Genomic DNA, 20624 nt, shown 5'->3' on the forward strand with positions numbered 1-20624 from the left:
CTCGCCGACGTGGGTTTCGGAGTCGACTGCGGCGATCCCGGCCAGGGTACACGAAATCCCGTCGTCGAGGCAGTCATGGGGATGGTCAACGTAGGAAAACGAGAAACTCGGTTTTGTTACTTCCTCTAATTAAGAATGGGCGGTCGCTACTCTTCAGCTCTAGGTCGATCTTATGAACGTAGAGCTGCATGACCGATACCCGCGATTCCAACCGGAATTGGCCCGATCACGTGCTGCCTGCCAATGGTGTCTACGTCGACTACATATTGCACCTCACCGCCAGCCAACACCTCGTGCGGTAGGGCCTTTCTCTGGCTTGGGTCGGTGGTGGAAAAGAACGGTTGGGGCCTAGCTCGACCGACGTATGCCTGTAGCTCAACACCTGCGGGAACGCGAAGCTGATATAGCTTTCCAAACGAATTCCAGTCGTAGCACACAGCAGTTCCATCGCGAACCACGAGCTTAAGGTAGTGGTTGATTAATGAAACCTCCGAGTGGTGGTCCGTAATAAAATCGATCACCTTACCTCGACTTTGGCCAATCTAGGCGGTCGCCGCGAGCTGTTCCAGCAGGCGATCGAGTCGCTTGGACGAAATTAGGACCATCTCCCCCTCGGACCGTGAGTAGGCGTAATTCTCCTCGGCCCAGATGGTGCGCCGCACCAGGGCCAGGCAATCGGAGAAGGTGGCGTGGGACTTCAGATACCAAGCCGTGGAGCGCGGCAGGGCGTCCCAGCGCTCGCGCCACCGGTAGACCATGAGACAGACGAGCGAGAACAGCGCCATCAGCATCGGCGTGGTGCGTGCGATCGCCAGATCGTTCCACTGGCGCTGGGTCTCGACGCCGAGGTGGCGACGGACTTCCTCGAAGGTGACCTCGAGCGACCAGCGCTGAACAAACAGCTCCACGACGCGGGCCGGCGCCATGTTCAGGTCGGTGGTAAAGAAGGCTTGCGTCGGCAGCCGGCCCTCGGGATCGACCACGAGCACCCAGCGAATCGGCAACGGCGGCCATCCCGCGGTGTGCCACAGACACACCTCGCTAAGCAGGCGCAGCGTTTTGGGCTGTCCGTACCATTGAATCGCGACCTCCTCGCCTCGGGTGCGCGCCGCCTCCTCGCGTGTGGCGAGCTTGGCCAGTACGCCGCCTTTCTTCGGCTTGGGGCCGCGCCGCCCGGCGGGCACCGGCTCGGGAAAGGCGAACAGGCGTGCATCCAGGCGCAGGCGCGTGACCAGGGTCGCTTGCGCGGCCAGCACTTCCCCCCCCAGCTGAATGCAGGAGTAGCTGCCGTCGCCGAGCAGGATCCAGCGGCGTTGCTGCAGCCAGCGCGAGACCAGCCAGACCATCCCGATGGTGAGCTCCACGACCGTGCGATGGCGCCGCCCGGCCGCCTCGTCGGCCCGTTTCGACGGTGCCAAGCGGGTGAGAAAAGGCAGCGCCCAAGGCCGCGTGCTCCACGGCACGGCCACCAACAACGCCATGCAGATCCACTCCAGCCCCAAGCAGGTCACGACTTTGCTCCGTGACGAGCGCACCGCATCGCGATACATCCCCTTCGCTCGAATGCGCGCGCCCTTGCGCCGTTCCAGCGTCTCGTCGACCGCCACCACGATCGGCACCTGCGCCGGCAACATCCCGAGCAACAACCCCAGCAGAATCCGCGCCCCTTGGCGCGACGACCAACGCGCCCGATTCAGCACCCGGTGGTAACGCTCGAAGCGCCGCTCCGCGCTCAGCCCCATCGCCCGCAGCGCCGCCGTCACCGTGCGCGGCCCTTGCGCCAGCAGCGTTCCCGTGAGCAAGACGTGCAGATGCGCCAGGGTCGGCGCGGTGAACAGGCCGGCAAAGGGCTGCAGAACAGATACAATCGCGGCAGGCAGAGGGAACATCCGCAGGCAGGTCCGAGGTTTTGGTCGACATCGGACGATACCGTCCGCGGCCCTCTGCCGCCACATCAATCGGGTCTGTCACCGTCGCTCCCGGCGCCTCGCGGCGCTTCCGCCGAGGCCCGGAAATGGCCAAAGTCGAGCTTACAAAAGTACCGTTCGTTAAACCAGTATCGCCCGAACGGATCATTCGCACGGCCAGCCGATGTTGTTCCAACCAACCGCATGAGCGCAACCGGCCCTCGGACGCGTACCGGTCGTGGATTTCCTTCAAAGCTGGCGCGCTCATCGGGAGTGAGTTGGAATTTGACGTTCATTTCGTTCTCCTCGGTGTTTGCGTTTACGTTTCACGCCAAGCTCCCTGGAAGTCGACTGGAGCGACGCGAAATCATTAGTAATCGTTTCGTCCATCCCATTACATACGTCTCATGACTCATGGAGCTGTCGGGCACTATCTTAGCCCGGCGGCGAAGTCCGTGACGCGTTGCAGGCCGAGCCAAAGCGTCTTCACGCCGGGTTCGTCGTCGCCCTTGCGCCCGAGGAATCCGCCGAGGCCGGCAATCAGGCGGATCACGGTGTTGAGGCGTGGCGGCTCTTTGGGCGGGGGTTTCTCGGAGAGCGTGTAGGCGGCCTGCCACTCTTCGGGCGCGAAGAACAGCTCGGCCTCCAGCTTCGGCAGGGTCCGACCCAAGCGCATCAGCTGCGCGACGCGCCAGGCGACGACCAGAAACAGCGCCAAGGCGCGCTCGAGGCGTTCCAGGGTGCTCAACTGCAACGCCTCCACGCGGCAGCCTTCCTTCAACACCAAGAACAGCCGTTCGGCACACCCGACGCGTCTCCGGCAGCTCGGCCGCCAGCTCGGCGACGCGCGCAAACCCCGCTTGCAGATCGCACACCCGGTCGAAGATAACGGTCGCAAGGTGCGAGCAAGCTGCTTCGACGGCCTGCCAGTCATGCCAGTGTGGCGCGAGGTTCTTGCACTCGCTAAGCTCGGTTTCTTCCAGGTCGTAGGGCAGCGCGTTGGCAAGATGCACCTGCAACTGCCGTAGCGGCGACTCCCCATTGTCCTGCGGGTAGAGTGGATCGAATGTTTGCAGTGCGCGCGCAACGTTCATCGCCCATGTCATCGGCCAAGCAAAGTCGCCATCCTCTAAGGCCCGGACCCTTCGACGATGGGCAGGGTCAGCTCGTTGCCCGAGTGCGACCCAAGCCGGATACGCCTTATCGATTGGGCTGATCGATGAGCTCTTTGCAACCATCCCATGGATGATGGTCAAACTCCGGGATTCTAAAGTCCGCTCGGCGGATGCCATTCGGAGGTTATCTATGGATCGATCTTGCGTATCGAGTCGGCGTGCCTTTCTTGCGGCCCTTGCGGTCGGGCCTTTGCCCTTCTTCACGCTTCCGGGCAAGGCGAGGGCGGTGGAGGGACAATTCCTCGCCAAGCCCATCCCATCGACCGGCGAGCCTCTGCCGGTCGTCGGCATGGGAACCTGGATCACCTTCAACGTCGGCGACGACCCGGTGGCGCGCGATGCGCGCACCGATGTCTTGCGGACTTTCTTCAACTCGGGCGGCGGCATGATCGACTCCTCGCCCATGTACGGCACGGCCGAGGCGGTCGTCGGCAGTTGCCTGGCGCGGCTCGATCGCCCCAAGGGTTTGTTTTCGGCGACCAAGGTCTGGACCTCCTCGACCGCGGAGGGTCTCGAGCAGATCGCGGCATCGGAGCGTCTCTGGGGTTTGCCGCGACTGGATCTTCTGCAGGTCCACAACCTGGTCAACTGGCGCGACCATCTGGAGACCCTGTCGGCGATGAAGGCCGACGGGAAGGTGCGTTATATCGGTATCACCACCTCGCACGGTCGTCGCCATGCGGAGCTTGCGCAGATCATGGAGACGCAGCCGATCGATTTCGTGCAGTTGACCTACAACATCGCGGATCGCGAGGCCGAAGCCCGTCTGCTTCCGTTGGCGGCGGAGCGGGGGATCGCGGTAATCGCCAATCGGCCCTTTCAGGGCGGTTCACTGATCGACCGCGTCGAGCGCCACCCCTTACCGGGTTGGGCGCGCGAGATCGACTGCACCGCCTGGTCGCAGATCCTGCTCAAATTCATCGTCTCGCACCCCGCCGTGACCTGTGCCATCCCGGCGACCAGTCGGGTGGATCATATGGAGGAGAATATGGCGGGCGGGCGCGGTGGTATGCCGGATGCGGCACTGCGACGCCGCATGGCTGCCGACGTCGCCGCGCTCTGATGGACCTCCTGAGCTACTCGCTCGTCGACCTGATCCCGTTTTCGCGCGAGACCTATTTCAGGCTGTTCGAGCGCTACAACGTCGGGGTGTGGCCGGCGCCGATCATCGGGCTGGCGATGGGGCTGATGGCCCTGTTCACGGCGCGTCGGGTAGAGGGCAGGGTGCTTCGCGCGCCGTTTCTTCTAGCCGGGGTCTGCTGGATTTGGGTCGGTTGGGTCTTTCAGATCTACTGGTACGCGCCTTTGAGCTGGCCGGGGCTCTATTTCGGGGTCGGCTTCGTGCTGCAGGGCGTGCTACTGGTCATCCTTCTCGGGTGGCGCCCGGTTGCGGGGTCGCCGGAAGGCGCGGATAGGGGGTTCGGCGCGGCGATCTGGCTCCTCGTTTTCGCACTTGCGCTGCAGCCACTGATTGGTCTTGTCTCCGGTCGGCCCTGGTACGGCCTGGAGGTCTTCGGCAGTGCACCGGATCCGACGGTTGTCGCGACGCTTGGTTTCCTGCTGCTCGTTCGCCACCCGCTGCGCTGGTTGCTGTCGATCATCCCGCTCGCCTGGTGTCTCGTCAGCGGGGCGACCCTCTGGGTTCTGGGCCTTCCGACCTGGCCGGTCATGCCACTTGCCGCCTTGCTCTACCTGGGCGTCGTGGGTTGGCCGTGGGCGTCCAGGCGAAGCGTGCTCAAGGCCCCGTGAGCTGCCGCGATGCCCTCCTGTCCTAACCCTCGCGGACGGGAAGCAACCGGCGGATCCCGGCTCGACGGTTCAGTGCATGCGGGGCTTCGGCGCTTCCGTAACTGTCCTATCGGGTCGTTTTCGCATGAGCGGCAACGAGGCGTGATGGGCGGTCATCCGCCAGCCCTCTGCGGTCTGCCGGTAGACGTTCGTCGCCAAGATCCGGTTGGGCTCCTCGCGAGAGCGGCTCGGGCGGATCAACTCCTCGACCAGATGGACGGCAAGCTCCCGGGTCGCGGAGCGTTGGATCACGCGGTAGTGCAGATCCGGCGGCTCGGCCCCGGTCAAGACCTCGCGCCAACTGCGCAGCACCTCGCTGCGCCCCAGCAGGAGATCACCGCCGGGGTGGACGCAGACGGGGCTTGGCTCCTTTGCCCAGACCCCTCCCATTAAGGCGATATCGAGCGTCTCGAAGGCGGCATAGAAGGCGGCTTCGACCTCCTCCGGGGTCTGGAATTGGCTCATCTGCCTGAATCCGGCCCCGCCGGGGCGCCGAGGAGCGCGGTGCGCAACGCGCGGATCGCGCGCGTTTGGGTCGGCTCTCCCATGCAGCGGACGATGAGGGCGGGATCGAGATCGGGCAGCGCGCGGCTGCGCGTCGCGGCGAGATAGGTCTCGTCCTGCAGCACGAAGAAGCGCAGCGTGCCGTCCTCCCAAAACCAGACCTCGGGCACGCCGAGTCCGCGATAGACCGCGAGCTTGTCCACACCGCCGCTGGTCCAGATCACCTCGATCGCGATATCCGGAATCTTCGATGCCGGGCGGATCGGGCCGACCAGATAGCACTCGTCCGCCTCGGCACCGAGCCGCTTCGCCTTTTCCTTCAGGGTCCAAGAGCCGTAGCCTTCGAGCTCGATGTCCCTGATCTCGGCATAGGTCTCAAGTAGACGGGCGAGCCGCTTCTTGAGCGATTCGTGGTCGACGGAAGGTGTCATCAGCTCCAGCTCACCGTTGAAATAGGTGATGCGCACTCCGCCGTCGTCGCCGCGGGCGGACAGCACGGCCTCGTAGTCGTCCCAGCCGACGTTGCGCAGGAAGATACGTTGATCGACATGGTCGGTGTCGCAGACGGACGAAGCCTGGTTGGCGGGCATCATGGCTGTGGTCGCTCTCGGTGAGCTTTGTGTCCTTTGCGCCTTTGCGGTTCAAAATGCCGGATCTAGTTCAAAGATTAGTCGCCTGCCCGAGCCGGGGCAAGGACACCCGGCACGCTCATGGCCGGGGTCTTTCGGGATTGGGATCCGCGTCTGCCATGACCCCGTCCGTCGGTTTCAAGCGCAGCCCGCGCGGCACCACCCAGCGCTCGGCAAACTCGAAAAGCCCTTGGAGTCCGAGCGCGAGCAACGCAGCCGGGACGGCGCCCTGCATGATGAGCGCGGTGTCGTCCAGGCGAATCCCGGTGAGGATCGGCTGTCCGTAACCTCCGGCGCCGATGAGTGCCGCGACGGTGGCCGTGCCGACATTGAGCACGGCCGAGGTCTTGATCCCGGCCAGAATGGTGTTGGCGGCCAGCGGCAGCTCGATCAGGCGCAGGCGTGCGCCGCGGGTCAGCCCGAGGACGTCGGCCGATTCGCGGACCGGCACCGGGATGTCCATCAACCCGGCGTGGGTGTTGCGCACGATGGGGAGGAGGCTGTAGAGAAAGAGCGCGACGACCGTCGGCAGCCAGCCGATCCCGAGCCAGGGGATGAGAAAGACGAAGAGCGCGAGCGAGGGGATGGTCTGGATCATCCCGGTGATGCCCAGGATCAGATGACCGAGCCGCGCCTGCTGCGCCGCCAGCACACCGAGCGGCACGGCGAAAAGAATGGCCGCGCCGAGCGAGACCCCGACCAGTCCCAGATGCTCGAGCGTGCGTTGGCCGAGCTGGCTCCAGAAACCTCGACCCGAAACCTTGACCGCGAGCCCGAGGCGCTCCGATAAGAGGCGAGCGGCGACCGTTTGCTCGGAGTCGCCCTCCAGCTTCACCGCCCCGTTCATGCCCGCCATGGTGGGTTCGTCGATGGCGCCTTCGAGACGGCGAAAGGCGGTCACGGCGTCGGGCGCCTCCTCGGCCAGCTCCGCGCGGTAGAGCAGGATGGCTTGGTAGTCCTCGAAATAGCCCAGATCGTCCTCGAGCATCCGAAGCCCGTAGCGGGCGATCTCGGCATCCGTGGTGTAGACCACCGTCACGTCCAGATGTCCGGCGGCGATGCCACGATAGACCAGGTCGTGATCCAACCCCTGCACGCGGGTTTGGGGGAGTCGGTAGCGCTGTCTCAGGCCCGGCCAGCCGTCGGCGCGATCCAAAAACTCGCTGCTGAAGCCGAGTCTCAGGTCCGGATGGTCGCGCAGATCGGAGATGCGTTGTAGGCCGAGCTGCTCCGCCAAGACCTCGGGTACCGCGATCGCGTAGGTGTTCTCGAACCCCAGCGAGGCCGATGATCGCACCCCACGCGACGCGAGCGCCGCCTCCAGCAATTCGGGCGAGGAGACGTCCTCGTCGGCCAGGATCTCGCGGGCCAGTGTGCCGCTGTATTCCGGATAGATGTCGATCTCGCCGCTCAGCAGCGCGCCCCAGAGGATGCGTGTCCCGCCCAGCTCAGCGCGATGACGCGCCGGGTGGCCGGCGTCGAGTGCCAGCAGGCGCAGCGTTTCGCCCAAGATGACCGACTCGGTGAACTTCTTCGAGCCGATCGTCACCGGGCGGGGTGTCGATTCCTCGGCGGACGGCTCGGGCGAACAGCCGGCGAGTCCGATGGCCAGCAGCACGGCGACGACGGTCGCAAGCACGAGGACGACGGCTGGAAGCCGGCGGCTGGAGGCCCTCATCGATGTGCCGCGCCTCATCCTCCCGCTCCTAGCAAGATGCGCTGCGGCTCGCGTTGCGCTGCGACGAACTGCGCGACAAAGGGTTCTGTGGGACTGTCGAGGAGCACCCGCGGCTCGGCCTGCTGGACGATGCGACCGGACCGCAGCAGGACGATCCGATGCCCGAAGAAGACCGCCTCCGCCAGGTCATGCGTCACCATCAGCACCGTCTTGCCGAGTCTGGCGAAGATGCCCTTAAGCTCGCGCTGCAGCTCGAAGCGGATCATGGGGTCAAGCGCTCCGAGCGGCTCGTCGAGCAATAGGAGGTCGGGGTCGAGCATGAGTGCGCGCATGAGGGCGACGCGCTGACGCTGACCGCCGGAAAGCTCGATCGGGTAGCGCGCCAGCAGCTCGGTCGGGAGTTGCACCAGGTCCGCAAGCTCGGCGAGACGCTGTTCGCGACGCTCGCGCGGCCAGTCGAGCTGGCGCGCCATCAATGTCACGTTGTCGCGTACGCTCAGATGCGGGAAGAGACCGCCGTCCTGGATCATGTAACCCATGCGCAGCCGGGCAGGGCGCATACTTCCGGTCTCCAGCCGGGCGCCCTCGAACCAGACCTGGCCACGATCGGGCCGGATCAGACCGGCGGCGAGACGCAGCAATGTGGATTTGCCGCAACCGCTAGGGCCGATCAGAACGGTGGTCTGCGCCTCCGGTACATCGAGGTCGACACCTGCGAGCGCCGGTGTACCGCCGTAGTCTTTGAGGATCCCCTCGAATCTCAGCATCGCATGATTCCCGTCGGCTGTGCATGAGCGCTTGAATTCGTGCCTCTTGGCTCGAATTCCAGTGCATCGTCAAAAGGAGCTTCAGGATTCTCGCCGTATGTCGTGGAAAACCAGTACCTGTTACGAGTGTGATGCCAACTGCGGGATTCAGGTCGAGCTTGACGACGACGGCGAGCCGATTCGCGTCCAAGGCCCCGATTGTCCGCGTTGCTACGTGCAGCTGGACCGACGCAACCACCCCGACCGCATCCTCTATCCGCTCAAGCGCGTCGGTCCGCGCGGGAGCGGCGAGTTCGAGCGCGTCTCCTGGGACGAGGCCCTCGACACCATCGCCGAGCGTCTCAGCGCTGCGAAGGCCGAGCATGGCGCGCCGGCCGTCGGCTTCTTCGCCGGTTACACCAAGGAGGCCCGTCCCCAGCTGCAGCGTCTGGCGCACGCCTTCGGCTCTCCGAACTACCTGACCGAGAGCGGTTGCTGCTTCTCGGCGACCATGGTGGCCGAGAAGGTGACCTTCGGCTACAAGATCAAGACCACGTCGACGGTGGTCTCGCCGAAGACGCGTTGCCATCTCATCTGGTCGACCAACCCGCGCGGCTCGATTCCGCCCTTCGATACGCACCCGCTGGTCCTGCGCAGGCCGGGCAAGACCCTCATCGTGGTCGACCCGCGTCGCACGCCGCTCGCCGAGGAGGCCGATATCCATCTGGCGATCCGCCCCGGGACCGACGGCGCACTCGCCTTGGGCTTCCATCATCTGATCTTCGAGAACGGCTGGCAGGACCAGGCCTTCCTCGACGAATGGGCCAACGGTGTCGAGGGCTTCCGAGACTATGTCCGCGACTTCACGCCGGCGCGTGTCGCCGAGATCTGCGGCATCGCGGAGCAGGATCTGCGGAGGGCTGCCGAGCTGTTCGCGACCACGCCGCCGGCCCAGATCACGCTGTCACCCACCGCGACGGTCCAGCACAGCAACGGCTTCCAGAACCACCGCGCGGTCATCCTACTCTCGGCGGTGACCGGCAACCTCGACCGCGAGGGCGGCAACCGCTTTTTCAACGACAAGGCCGCGCCCAAACCGATCGAGCTGTTCGACTACTGCCGCACCCATCTCCCGCCGCGCGTCGGCGACGAGGTCTATCCAGTCTGGACACGCTATTGGCCGGCGGCTCAGAGCATGCTGCTGCCCGATTGCATCCTGGACGGGCGCCCGCAACCCATTCGGGCCCTGTTGGCGATGGGCATCAACACCGCCATGTGGCCCAACTCCAAGCGGATGGAGCAGGCGCTCGGCGCCCTCGATTTCTTCGTGGCGACCGACTTTTTTCATAACCCGGCCACCCGTATGGCCGACTTCGTGCTCCCGGCGGCGACCAGTCTGGAGCGCCCCGCGCTGATCGCCTATCCCGGCTGTGCCTATCAGGGCGAGCTGCGCTATCGCCGGCCGGTCGTCGCGCCCAAGGGCGAGGCGCGTCCGGACGGCGAGATCTTCCTGCAGCTCGGCGTGCGACTCGGCATGGCGGACCAATTCTGGAACGGCGACCTTGCCGCCTCCTGGGCCGAGGCGGCCGAAGGCATCCCGGAGGAGATCCGCCGCGAGGTCTACGACAACCCTGACGGCGTGGTCGTTTATGCCGAGGCGATTGAGGATCTGGTCGAGAGCGGCTTTATGGATGCCGATCGACTCTATCGGCTCCGTGGTTTCCGCACGCGTACCGGAAAGGTGGAATTCGACTCGGACGAGCTGCGCGAGGCCGGTCATGATGGACTCCCGATCTATCGCGAGCCGGCCGAGAGCCCGATCTCCACACCCGCGCTGGCGGTCGACTATCCGCTGGTCCTGACCAGCGGGGCGCGCACCAAGTTCGACACTCATTCGCAGCACAACTATATCGAGCGGATGCGCCGCGCGGTCCCGCACCCTCTGGCCGAGATCCACCCGGACGACGCGGCGCCGCGCGGCATCGAGAACGGCGATCCGGTCATGGTCAGCTCTCCGCGCGGCTCCGTGCGATTCCTCGCCAAGGTGACCGACCGGATCAAGCCGGGCGTGGTGCATTGCACCCACGGTCGGAACGACGCGAACATCAACGAGCTGACCGACGACAAGCACCTGGATCCGATCAGTGGGTTTCCGCCCTTCAAGTCGCTTTTGTGTCAGGTGGAGCGGGTGGTTTAGAGCCCCCAGCCTTCAGCCTTCAGCCTTCAGCCTTCAGACGGAGCTTGTGGGATTGCAGGCGTGAGCCCTGGATCTTGAAAGGTTATTTCCAATCCGCAGAGACTTGTCGCAGGAGGCGGGAGGCTAACCCCCAACCCGAGGTCCTAGAACGTGTCCTTCATAGGTGTACTGCCCGAACGCGAGTCCTTGTTCCAACCTTCGCCCCGGTGCGATGTCGGGGTGAACGATGCAGCCGCTTGGCGGCTTAACCCCGCGCATCGACAGGTCTACGACAAGCTCTCTCTTGCGCTCGATGCGGGTTTGCGTGCGGCGCCCTGCGGTGTCGACCCGCGCGACTGCGGGATCGCGCCCGATGCGCAGGTGTTCGTCAAGCCCATCGTCAATCTTGCCGGTATGGCAGTGCGCGCCCGCGCGTTGCCCGCCGACGCCGTGCCGATCGAGCCGGGCAGCTTCTGGTGCGAGCGGCTCGAAGGTCCGCACACGAGCAGCGATTGTCTTGTGCAGGACGGACGGGCAGTCTGGTTTGCCCATACCCGCGGCTCGACCGAGAAGGATCGGGAGCGACCGATCTATTGGGAGGTCGGAGCCGATCTGCCCGACTTGGAGCCGTTGATGGCGGATTGGGTTGCCCGACACCTGAAGGGCTATAGCGGTCTGTGCAACCTGGAGATGATCGGCGGGCGACCGATCGAGGTGCACCTGCGGGGATCGAACGGATTTTTCGACTTCTACGGTCCCGATTTCATTCCGGCCTGGGTCGCGCTGGTCGATGGGGACGCTTTCAGGTCGCCGCCGCGGATACCGGGTGGTTTCGTGATCTCGGTCTTCGGCGAGATGCCGATCGGCGAAGCGCAGCGCGAGGCCGCGGCCGAGCAGGGTGTCCGGATCGATCTCGATACCCGCACCGCCGATCGTGCGGCGATCCTGCGCTGCTCGCAGAAAGATGTCGGGCTGGAGGTTCTGCGGAGACTGACGGGGCGCACCCTCGCCTGAGCGATCTTCGAGCACCAACCACCGGCCTATGCATGCACCCGGTAGACCCTCCCCGTAGCTCGCCTTAATCGCCCATTTAGCCCGGTCGGCATGTCTTCCTTAGGCCGCTGACGATCCGATCCTCGAGCCAGTAGTGCGCACGCCACGGCCAGCGGCCGTCGATGAAGCCGACATGGCCACCGTGATCGGCGAGCTCCAGGGTGATCCCTGGGCCGAGCTCATGCTCCCAAGGGATGGTGGTCGGAAACATGAATGGATCGTCGACGGCCTGGATGATGAGCGTCGGGGTGCGGATGGTCGGAAGGTACTGCCGGCAGCTCGCCCGGCTGTAGTAATCGAAGACGCCCTCGAACCCGTTCAGGGGTGCGGTTACCGAGTCGTCGAACGCGTTGAAATCACGGATGGCGTCCAAATCGACGTCGAGCGGGAAGCGCCGCCCGGCGAACTTCCGCCGCAGGCTGACCTTGAGCTTTCCGAGCAGATAGCGCCGATAGATCTTGGAGAATCCGATATCCAGTCTGAGCATGGCATCGCGTAAGACGAAGGGGACCGACACCGCGATGGCGGATCCGACGGCGGGCTGCTCGGTTTCCCCGAGATATTTCAGCAGTAGGTTTGCGCCGAGCGAGAAACCGATCGCGGCGGCCGGCGGACCCTGGGGGTCCGCACGGAGGACGGCGAGGACCTCGGCCAGGTCTTCGGTGGCACCCGAGTGGTAGGCCCGATCGAGCCGATTGGGCTCCTCGGAGCAGCCGCGCAGGAACATGAAAAGGGGTTGATAGCCCTCGCGTTCCAGGCGGGCAACAAGAGTCGCGGCATAGTGAGACTCGAGCCCGCCCTCAAGCCCATGAATCACCAGGACTCGCGGTCCGGCGCCACGGCCGATCGCGAGATCGATGAAATCGCCGTCCGCCAGCTCGATGCGTCGGCGCGCGAGATCGGGTCGCCGCCGCGGCCGCGACAGACTCGGCCAAAGCGTTTGTAGGTGTGCACCTGGAAGCCACCAGGCCGGTCGGAAGGTGCTGCGTGTGATCGCGCCCATGGTGGACGAAGTCTCCTTGTGATCCAGGCCGAATTGACCGAGGGTGCGCAGGCTGAGCCGGCATTCTCCGAACCGCTGTTGCTCTCGGCGGCGGCTCGGCGAGATCGGCTCGTGCAGGATAGGCGCGTCGGCGTGACCGCACCGGGTTTGATTGCGCGTGCCGAGCTCCCCAGATTGAGAGGCGGGCTGTTTGTCCCCTATACTGGCGCCCTTCAGGGTACCACCTGACCCCGCGAGCCCGACCAAGGAAGCCAACATGCGAACACGCCTTTCGACCCTGATCGCCGCACTACTTTGCGGTCTGGCAACGGCGAGCCAAGCCGAAGATCTGCTTCAGATCTACGACCTGGCAGTTCAGAGCGACCCGACGATTCGCGAGGCCGAGCAAAATCTCTTCGCGACACGCGAGGTGAAACCCCAAGCTCGAGCCCTGCTCTTGCCGAATCTGAGCGTCGTCGGCACGGCGGACTATCAAAACGTCGATGCGAGCGGGACCACCAGTTTCGGGACGAGTTTCAGTCGAAACGATACCTTCGGCACCCAGGGGGTCCAGGCCGTGGTGAGCCAATCGGTCTACAACCGGGCTAACTGGATGACCTTGAGTCAGACCGAAAACATTATTGCCCAGGCCGAGGCGCAATACCGCGATGCCCAGATCGCCTTGATGGTCAATACGACCGATGCCTATCTCCAGGTCTTGCGCGCTTCCGACGCCGTGACTGTGCAGGCCGCGTTGGTTCGGGCGAACGAGCGCCAACTCGAGCAATCGCGGCAGCGCTTCGAGGTCGGACTGGTCGCCATCACGGACGTCAACGACAGCTTGGCCGCTTACGATCAATCGCGCGCCAATCTGATCTCGGCGCAAAACCTCCTCGACAACGCTTGGGAGGCGCTGCGCCGAATCGTCGGCCCGATCCGCGTGCCGCTCGCGCGTCTGGGCGATAAGCTGCCGCTCGCGCCGCCGGACCCGAACGACATCGATGCCTGGGCTGAAGCCGCCATGCGTGGGAACTACGGCATCATTGCCGCAAGCGAGGCGGTCGGTGCAGCCAAGAAGTCCATCGAGATCGAGCGTTCTGGCTTTTATCCCTCGGTGGATCTGCAGGCCGGCTACGACATCGCGCGATCGGGAGCGGAGTTCAACACCGACTCGGATACGGGCTTCGTCGGACTGACCGTCAATGTGCCCATCTACCAAGGCGGCGCGGTTGCGTCTCGAACCCGCCAGGCCGGTTTCAACTTCCGCGCGACGCAGGACCAACTCGACGCGACGCGCCGTCAGGTCGATCAACAGGTGAAGGACGCCTTTCGCGGCGTCATGTCGAGCATCGCCGATGTGCAGGCGCGACAAGCCGCGGTGGTGTCGGCGCGCTCGTCGCTCGAGTCCACGGAGGCCGGCCAGGAGGTCGGAACCCGCACCCAGGTCGACGTTCTGAATGCTCAGCGCCTGTTGTTTCAGGCCGAGTTCGATTATCTGAGCTCGCGCTACGACTACATCCTCAACGGCGTGCGTCTGCACCAGGCGACCAGCACCCTGACGCGGGACATCATCGCCAGGGGCAATGCCTGGCTCGATCCCTCGGACACCGTGCAGCCCCCGGCCTACTGAAGATGTCCGGGAACAGCTTCGGGCGCGTCTTCGTCTTCACCAGCTTCGGCGAGAGCCACGGTCCGGCCATCGGCGGCGTCGTCGACGGCTGTCCCCCCGGCCTTGCACTCGCGGCCGCGGATCTGCAGCGTGACTTGGATCGACGCAAGCCGGGGCAGTCGCGTCACACCACCCAGCGGCGCGAGTCCGATACCGTGGAGATCCTCTCGGGTGTCTTCGAAGGCGTGACCACGGGAGCACCTATCGGGCTGCTGATCCGCAACGAGGATCAGCGCTCCAAGGACTACTCGGAGATCGCCGCGCGCTATCGGCCGGGTCACGCCGACTACACCTACGACCAGAAATATGGTCGACGCGACTATCGCGGCGGCGGGCGTTCCTCGGCGCGGGAGACCGCCGTGCGGGTCGCGGCCGGGGCGATCGCCAAGAAATACCTGTCCGAGCACGCCGGTATCTTGGTGCGCGGCTATCTGTCGCAACTCGGCCCGATCCGCCCCGCAAGCCTCGACTGGGATCAGGTCGAGCGCAACCCCTTCTTCTGCCCCTGTGCCGAGACGGTGCCTCGACTCGAGGCGTACATGGACGAGCTGCGTAAAGAAGGCAACTCCATCGGCGCGGCGATCACGGTCGTGGCGAGCGGCATGCCGACGGGTCTCGGCGAGCCTGTATTCGATCGGCTCGATGCCGACATCGCCCACGGCATGATGAGCATCAACGCCGTCAAGGGTGTCGAGATCGGCGCCGGCTTCGCCTGCGTCGAGCAAAAGGGCACCGAGCACCGCGACGAGATGACCCCCGAGGGGTTTCTCTCCAACCACGCCGGCGGCATGCTCGGCGGGATCTCCTCGGGCCAGGACGTGCTGGTGCGCATCGCGTTGAAGCCGACCTCCAGCATTCGGCTGCCGGGTCGTACCATCGACACCGCCGGTCATGCGACGGAGGTGGTCACCAAGGGGCGACACGACCCTTGCGTCGGAATTCGTGCCACACCCATCGCCGAGGCCATGCTCGCATTGGTCCTGATGGACCACCTGCTGCGGCATCGCGGCCAGAACGCCGGGGTCGTCCCGCCGACACCGCCTATCCCCGCCTGAACCGCATCCGTAACAACAGGCGTCGATTCGACACCTGTTCGCCGTGATCCCTGGCCGCGACCTCCACGAGGCGCGGGGCGGGAAAGCCTCAATGAACGAAAGCGCGTCGACTGTGGCCCCAAGGGCCCGCCCGAGGTCGATTCAGGACCCCAAGTAAGCATGTCACGACGGACGCGGTTTAGCGCTTGGCCAGACGCGATGCCCTACTGGCGACTTTCCGGCTATTATTTTTTCTATTTCGCCGCCCTAGGTGCCTTGGTGCCTTTTTGGGGCCCCTATCTGCAATCGAAGGGGTTCGACGCCCTGGCGATCGGCCAACTCATGGCGATCCTGGTGGGCACCAAGATCGTCGCGCCGATGCTTTGGGGGCATATCGTCGACATCACCGGTCGGCGAATGCCGATCGTGCGTTTCGCCGCGCTGGTCTCGGCGGTGACCTTTATCGGCGTCTTTCCGGCCGAACGCTTTTGGACCATCGCGGCGGCCATGGTCCTGTTCAGCTTCTTCTGGAACGCATCGCTCCCGCAGATGGAGGCGGTCACCTTCAATCACCTGCGTCATCGGCCTGCGGGCTACGCCCTGATTCGGCTATGGGGCTCGGTCGGGTTCATCTTGGTGGTCGCGATTTTGGGCGTTCAGTTGGAGTCGGCGCCGATGAGCGTGGTGCCGATCTGGGTGCTCATCCTTTTCGTCGGCATTTGGCTCTCGACCCTGGCGGTCCCGGACAGTGCGCCCGTCACCGGGGGGCACGCCACCCTGTCGTTGCGCGCGCTCCTGGCGCGTCCGGACGTCAGGGCATTCCTCGCCGCATGCTTTCTCATGCAGGCGAGTCACGGGATCTATTACGCGTTTTACTCGATTCATCTTGCCGCGATGGGGTACTCGACCTCCGCGATCGGCGCGCTTTGGGCACTCGGCGTGGTCGCCGAGGTGCTGGTGTTTCTCGTGATGCGCAACCTGCTTGAGCGTTTCGGCGCGCGCCATGTCTTGATCTGGAGTCTGGCGATCGCGGTCGTTCGGTGGATTCTGATCGGTATCTTCGTGGCGATCCCAGCGATTGCGATCTTTGCCCAACTCATGCACGCCGCCACCTTCGGGACCTTCCATGCCGCCGCGATCCATCTCGTCCATCAGTATTTTCGCGGACGCACCCAGGGGCGCGGACAGGCCCTGTACAACAGCCTGAGCTTCGGTGCCGGCGGGGCGCTCGGCAGTCTGATCGGGGGGCTGCTCTGGAGCAGCGCGGGTGCAGGTGTCACGTTCGGGATCGCATCGGGTGCCGCAGCGCTTGGACTGCTCGCGACCTGGCGCTGGGTGGATCGTTCCCCGACGAAGGTTGCCGGCCACTAAGCCGCCCCCGTTGCGGCATGCGTCGTTTGTTGGATTGGCTGGGCCGCGCCAGCTCAGACGACTGAGCTTGCGCGGTTTAAGGTATTAAAAACGTTAAAGTTTAAGCCGCGCCTTCGCTAAAGGTCGTGGGTGCACAAAACGTCGAACGCACTCGACAATGAGCATCTCGCTCTGGACGCGGTTTAACGGGTCGCGTGTTATTCTATTTCCTTTCGCGGGTCCGCCGACGCCGCCAACCGCACCGAGCTTTCTCGGTTTGAGCTCATTCATCACAGCCATGCCAGTCGATCAAGGTCCTTTTCAGATCCTACCGGGTCGGCGCTACCCTAACGGGGCGAGCGTCGAAGACGACGGGGTCAACTTCTCCGTGTTCAGCCGCCATGCCTGCGGGGCCGAGCTGCTGCTGTATCGGAGCGCGGACAGCGCGGAGCCCTCCCAGGTCGTTCGGCTGGATCCGGAGGTCAACCACACGTTCTTCTATTGGCATGTTCTCGTCGTGGATCTTCCGCCGGGAACCCACTACACCTGGCGCATGGAAGGTCCGTTCGAGCCCCGTGCGCACGGTTGGCGTTTCGACGCCGGGACCGAGCTGCTGGACCCCTGGGCGCGCGCCGTCAACCTGTCGCATTGGGATCGCTGGAGTCGCCTGAACAAGGGGGTGAAGCCGCATGACTCGCCCCGCGCCCTGGTCCTTGCCGAAGAGTACGATTGGGAGGGAGACACGCCGATCCGCCGCCCGACCGAGCAGACGATCATCTACGAGCTGCATGTCGGCGGCTTTACCCGCCATGCCAGCTCGGGCGTGCATAACCCCGGGACCTTCCTCGGTCTGATCGAAAAGATCCCGTATCTGAAGGATCTCGGCATCACACATGTCGAGCTGATGCCGGTCATGGCGTTCGACGAGCAGGACGTCCCGCCGGGTGTCTGGGAGGCCGGGCTACGGAATTTTTGGGGCTACAGCAGCTTCGGTTTTTTCTCGCCCCATCCCGGTTACTGCGTCACGCCCGAGCAGGGCACGCATCGGCGCGAGTTCCGCGACATGGTCAAGGCCCTCCACAAGGCCGGGATCGGCGTCATCCTGGATGTGGTGTTCAACCACACCAGCGAGGGCGGCAACGGCGGTCCGATCATGAGCTTCAAGGGGCTCGGCAACGAGACCTTCTATTGCCTGGACAGTCTGGACAAACGCATCTACATGGACTTCACGGGCTGCGGCAATACGGTCAACGCCAATCACCCCGTGGTGTCTCGTTTCATCATCGACGCCCTCGAGTATTGGGTCCGCGAGATGCATGTGGACGGCTTCCGTTTCGATCTCGCCAGCGCCATGGCACGGGACTCGGACGGACGGCCGATGGCCAATCCGCCCGTGCTCTGGGCGATCGAGCTCTCCGATACGCTCAGCGCGTCCAAGATCATCGCCGAGGCATGGGATGCCGCCGGTCTGTATCAGGTCGGCAGCTTTCCGGGCTATCGCTGGATGGAATGGAACGGCTGCTTTCGCGACAGCGTGCGGCGGTTCGTTCGCGGCGACCCGGGGCTGGTTCCGGAGATCGCGACCCGGCTCGCGGGCAGCAGCGACCTCTACCAGGCCAACCTGCGTCAGCCCATCAACAGCGTGAACTTCGTCACCTGCCACGACGGCTTCACACTCTGGGATCTCGTTTCCTACGAGCGCAAGTACAATCATGCGAACCGCGAGGATAATCGCGACGGGACCGACAACAACCTGAGCTGGAACTGCGGGGTCGAGGGTGAGACCGAGAACCCCGAGATCCTCGCGCTGCGCCGACGTCAGGCCAAGAATCTGTTGACCCTGATGTTCATGAGCCAGGGTATCCCGATGCTGTTGGCCGGCGACGAGGTGCTGCGTACCCAGCAAGGCAACAACAACACCTGGTGCCAGGACAACCCCGTCGGCTGGTTCGACTGGTCGTTGGTCGAGCGCAACGGCGATATGCTGCGGTTCGTGCGCGGATTGATCGCATTGCGCAAGCGTCATGCGAGTCTGCGTCGCCGCCACTTCCTGTCCGGACAGCCGCGCAACGGCAGCGATTTTCCGGATGTCGTGTGGCATGGAACCACGCCGGGCGATCCGCCTTGGGACGACCCGGACGCTCGGGTGCTCGCCTTCACCTTGGCGCGCGCGCGCCAAGACGAGGACTTGCTCTGCGTGCTCATCAACATGGATGCCGAGGCGAAGCGCTTCGAGATTCCGAAGATCGAGCAGTGTCGGTGGTTCACTGCGCTCGACACCGGACGGGCGAGCCCGACCGATCTGATCCTGCCCGAGGATCAGATTGCGCTCGAAACCGCGTCGGTCCTGGTGCGTTCGCGTAGTATTCAGATCTTGGAGGGACGCTAAACCGCGTCCAGAGCGAGATGCTCACTTTCGAGTGAGTTCGACGTTTGGTGCATTCACGGCCCTTAGCGGAGACGCGGTTTAGAATGATATATTTTTAATACTTTGAACCGCGCCGGCTCCGACCTTTGTGGAGACGCGGTTTAAATCTCCTTTCATCCCTTAAACCGCGTCAGCTCCGACCGTTGTCGGAGCTGACGCGGCCAAGCCAATCCAAAACACTACGCGTATCGAACCGGGCGCGGTTTAAGGCGCCGACGATCCAGACAGGCATCTCCCTGACTGTGGTGATTCATGACTCGGACCGACATTTATCACGCCCTCGGGTTGCACATGCACCAGCCGCCGGGCAACCTGCGCCTCCTGATCGATGCCAATCCTTGGGAGGCCGAGGAGATCATTCGGTGCTATGAGCGCGTGCCGCGCTACGCCCTGGAGTATCGCGACGTCGCAAGGCTGCATGTCGGGTTTTCAGGTGTGTTGCTCGAGCAGCTTATCGATCCGGAGATCGTCGACCGGTATCGTCACATCGTCGACATTCCGGCGATGCTCGAGCGCTACCGAGAAGCCGACAACATCGAGCTGATCGGCATGGGCTACTCCCACCCGATCTTCCCTTTGATACCGCATGCCGATTGGTCGGAGCAGCTTGCCTTGGGACGGGCGCAGATGGAGCAGGTCTTCGGGCGCGCGCCGCGCGGCTTTTGGCCCCCGGAGATGGCCTTCACCATGGCGATGATTCCCGCGCTGGTGCAGGCCGGCTACGACTATGTGGTCGTCGACGGCGTGCATGTCCGGCCGGAGGACGGCGTCAGCGACGTCTTTCGCCCCTATATCGCCTGCCATGAGGGCGTCTGCATCAGCGTCGTTCCGCGCGATCGCGATGTCTCCAACGCCCAGGAGAGCGGACTCAACCCGCGTTGGTTTCGCGACGAGGTCCTGTGGCGGACGGCAGGCTCGCCGAGGCCGGACGAGAGGCGGCTCGTCACGACCTGGTCGGACGGCGAGAACGGCGGCTGGTTTCGCCAGACCCACGAGCCATCCGGATTTTTCGGTCACTTCTTCGCGCCTTACATGGAGCAGGTGCGCGACGGGACCTGCCCGATCATCCCGGTACGTCTCGGGGACTATCTCGGGCGGGCGACGCCGACGGCCTATGCGCAGATCCAAACCGGTGCCTGGAACGTCGGATCCACCTCCGGAGAGGATCTCTCACAGTGGGCGGGCAGCGAGCGGCAGCGCGAAGCGGTCGCGGAGGTCGCACGGCTCAGTGCCCGCTATTGGCAGCTCGTGCGTGGATCCGCGGATGCGGCCGCTCAGGGCGGGGAGCCCCTGTCGCGTGCTCGTCGCTTGATTCTCGAGGCCGAGACCAGTTGCTTTCTCTTTTGGGGCGATTCCTGGATCCCGTATCTGCAGGAACGCACCCATGACGCATCGCTCGCATTGGACGCGGCGGAGATCGCGCTTGTGCAGCCGCCCCGGGCGAATGCGACAGGGCTTGGTTTGGGCGGCCTCGCGGAGTGAAACGGACGCTTGTTCCACGGTTC

General features: G+C 64.5%; 16 protein-coding genes and 1 pseudogene. 10 read left to right on the forward strand and 7 right to left on the reverse strand.

From position 1 onward, the window contains the following. Window positions 1-542: 542 nt before the first annotated feature. Window positions 543-1889, reverse strand: coding sequence for an IS701 family transposase (locus tag LT988_RS23220; protein WP_232407886.1), 1347 nt, complete (start codon window positions 1887-1889; stop codon window positions 543-545). Between the two features lie 448 nt (window positions 1890-2337). Further along, a pseudogene (locus LT988_RS23225) lies at window positions 2338-2706 on the reverse strand (IS4 family transposase); the annotation flags it as partial. On the opposite strand from LT988_RS23225, the gene LT988_RS23230 reads away from it, so the two are divergent. The 3 genes from LT988_RS23230 (at window position 2648) to LT988_RS23240 (ending at window position 4831) form a co-directional block, all read left to right on the forward strand. After that, entirely contained in the window at window positions 2648-2935 is a 288-nt protein-coding gene (locus tag LT988_RS23230; protein ID WP_232410677.1) for a hypothetical protein, read from the forward strand. The pseudogene LT988_RS23225 and the gene LT988_RS23230 sit on opposite strands and share 59 nt — an antisense overlap. A 277-nt stretch (window positions 2936-3212) precedes the next feature. Further along, the gene (locus LT988_RS23235) at window positions 3213-4145 is read left to right on the forward strand and encodes an aldo/keto reductase (protein WP_232407887.1); all 933 of its coding nucleotides are present in this window, start codon (window positions 3213-3215) and stop codon (window positions 4143-4145) included. Then, the gene (locus tag LT988_RS23240) at window positions 4145-4831 is read left to right on the forward strand and encodes a DUF6064 family protein (RefSeq protein WP_232407888.1); all 687 of its coding nucleotides are present in this window, start codon (window positions 4145-4147) and stop codon (window positions 4829-4831) included. The genes LT988_RS23235 and LT988_RS23240 overlap by 1 nt, the downstream gene beginning before the upstream one ends. 69 nt (window positions 4832-4900) lie before the next feature. On the opposite strand, the gene LT988_RS23245 is transcribed toward LT988_RS23240, so the two are convergent. The 4 genes from LT988_RS23245 to LT988_RS23260 form a co-directional block, all read right to left on the reverse strand. After that, entirely contained in the window at window positions 4901-5335 is a 435-nt protein-coding gene (locus tag LT988_RS23245) for a nuclear transport factor 2 family protein (protein WP_232407889.1), read from the reverse strand. Beyond that, a complete protein-coding gene (locus LT988_RS23250) occupies window positions 5332-5967 on the reverse strand; it encodes a Uma2 family endonuclease (RefSeq protein WP_232407890.1) in 636 nt (211 codons plus the stop codon). The genes LT988_RS23245 and LT988_RS23250 overlap by 4 nt, the downstream gene beginning before the upstream one ends. Window positions 5968-6082: 115 nt before the next feature. After that, complete coding sequence (locus LT988_RS23255) at window positions 6083-7681, reverse strand: ABC transporter permease/substrate-binding protein (RefSeq protein ID WP_232407891.1); 1599 nt, start codon at window positions 7679-7681, stop codon at window positions 6083-6085. Between the two features lie 14 nt (window positions 7682-7695). Next, entirely contained in the window at window positions 7696-8448 is a 753-nt protein-coding gene (locus tag LT988_RS23260) for an ATP-binding cassette domain-containing protein (RefSeq protein WP_232407892.1), read from the reverse strand. Between the two features lie 97 nt (window positions 8449-8545). On the opposite strand from LT988_RS23260, the gene LT988_RS23265 reads away from it, so the two are divergent. Beyond that, window positions 8546-10624: a molybdopterin-containing oxidoreductase family protein gene (locus LT988_RS23265; RefSeq protein ID WP_232407893.1), complete on the forward strand. Its 2079-nt coding sequence runs from the start codon at window positions 8546-8548 to the stop codon at window positions 10622-10624. A 150-nt stretch (window positions 10625-10774) separates the two neighbouring features. Then, window positions 10775-11617, forward strand: coding sequence for a hypothetical protein (locus tag LT988_RS23270; RefSeq protein WP_232407894.1), 843 nt, complete (start codon window positions 10775-10777; stop codon window positions 11615-11617). Between the two features lie 76 nt (window positions 11618-11693). Here the strand turns inward: LT988_RS23270 and LT988_RS23275 are convergent, their stop codons facing one another. Beyond that, window positions 11694-12659: a hydrolase gene (locus tag LT988_RS23275; protein WP_232407895.1), complete on the reverse strand. Its 966-nt coding sequence runs from the start codon at window positions 12657-12659 to the stop codon at window positions 11694-11696. A 256-nt stretch (window positions 12660-12915) separates the two neighbouring features. Here LT988_RS23275 and LT988_RS23280 point away from each other — a divergent pair, with 256 nt between their 5' ends. From LT988_RS23280 to LT988_RS23300, 5 genes are all read left to right on the forward strand, one after another. Further along, complete coding sequence (locus LT988_RS23280; RefSeq protein WP_232407896.1) at window positions 12916-14268, forward strand: TolC family outer membrane protein; 1353 nt, start codon at window positions 12916-12918, stop codon at window positions 14266-14268. Window positions 14269-14270: 2 nt separating this feature from the next. Continuing rightward, window positions 14271-15362 carry a chorismate synthase gene (gene aroC / locus LT988_RS23285; RefSeq protein WP_232407897.1) on the forward strand — a complete coding sequence of 364 codons (1092 nt, stop codon included), beginning with the start codon at window positions 14271-14273 and terminating at the stop codon, window positions 15360-15362. Between the two features lie 198 nt (window positions 15363-15560). Next, window positions 15561-16712, forward strand: a complete 1152-nt coding sequence (locus LT988_RS23290; protein WP_232410641.1) for an MFS transporter — start codon at window positions 15561-15563, stop codon at window positions 16710-16712. Between the two features lie 277 nt (window positions 16713-16989). Further along, on the forward strand, window positions 16990-19080 hold the full coding sequence (glgX, locus tag LT988_RS23295) for a glycogen debranching protein GlgX (RefSeq protein ID WP_232410642.1): 2091 nt from the start codon (window positions 16990-16992) through the stop codon (window positions 19078-19080). A 291-nt stretch (window positions 19081-19371) separates the two neighbouring features. Further along, a complete protein-coding gene (locus LT988_RS23300; protein ID WP_232407898.1) occupies window positions 19372-20601 on the forward strand; it encodes a polysaccharide deacetylase family protein in 1230 nt (409 codons plus the stop codon). Window positions 20602-20624: the final 23 nt, after the last annotated feature.

This window comes from Thiocapsa bogorovii (assembly GCF_021228795.1).
Lineage (GTDB): Bacteria > Pseudomonadota > Gammaproteobacteria > Chromatiales > Chromatiaceae > Thiocapsa > Thiocapsa bogorovii.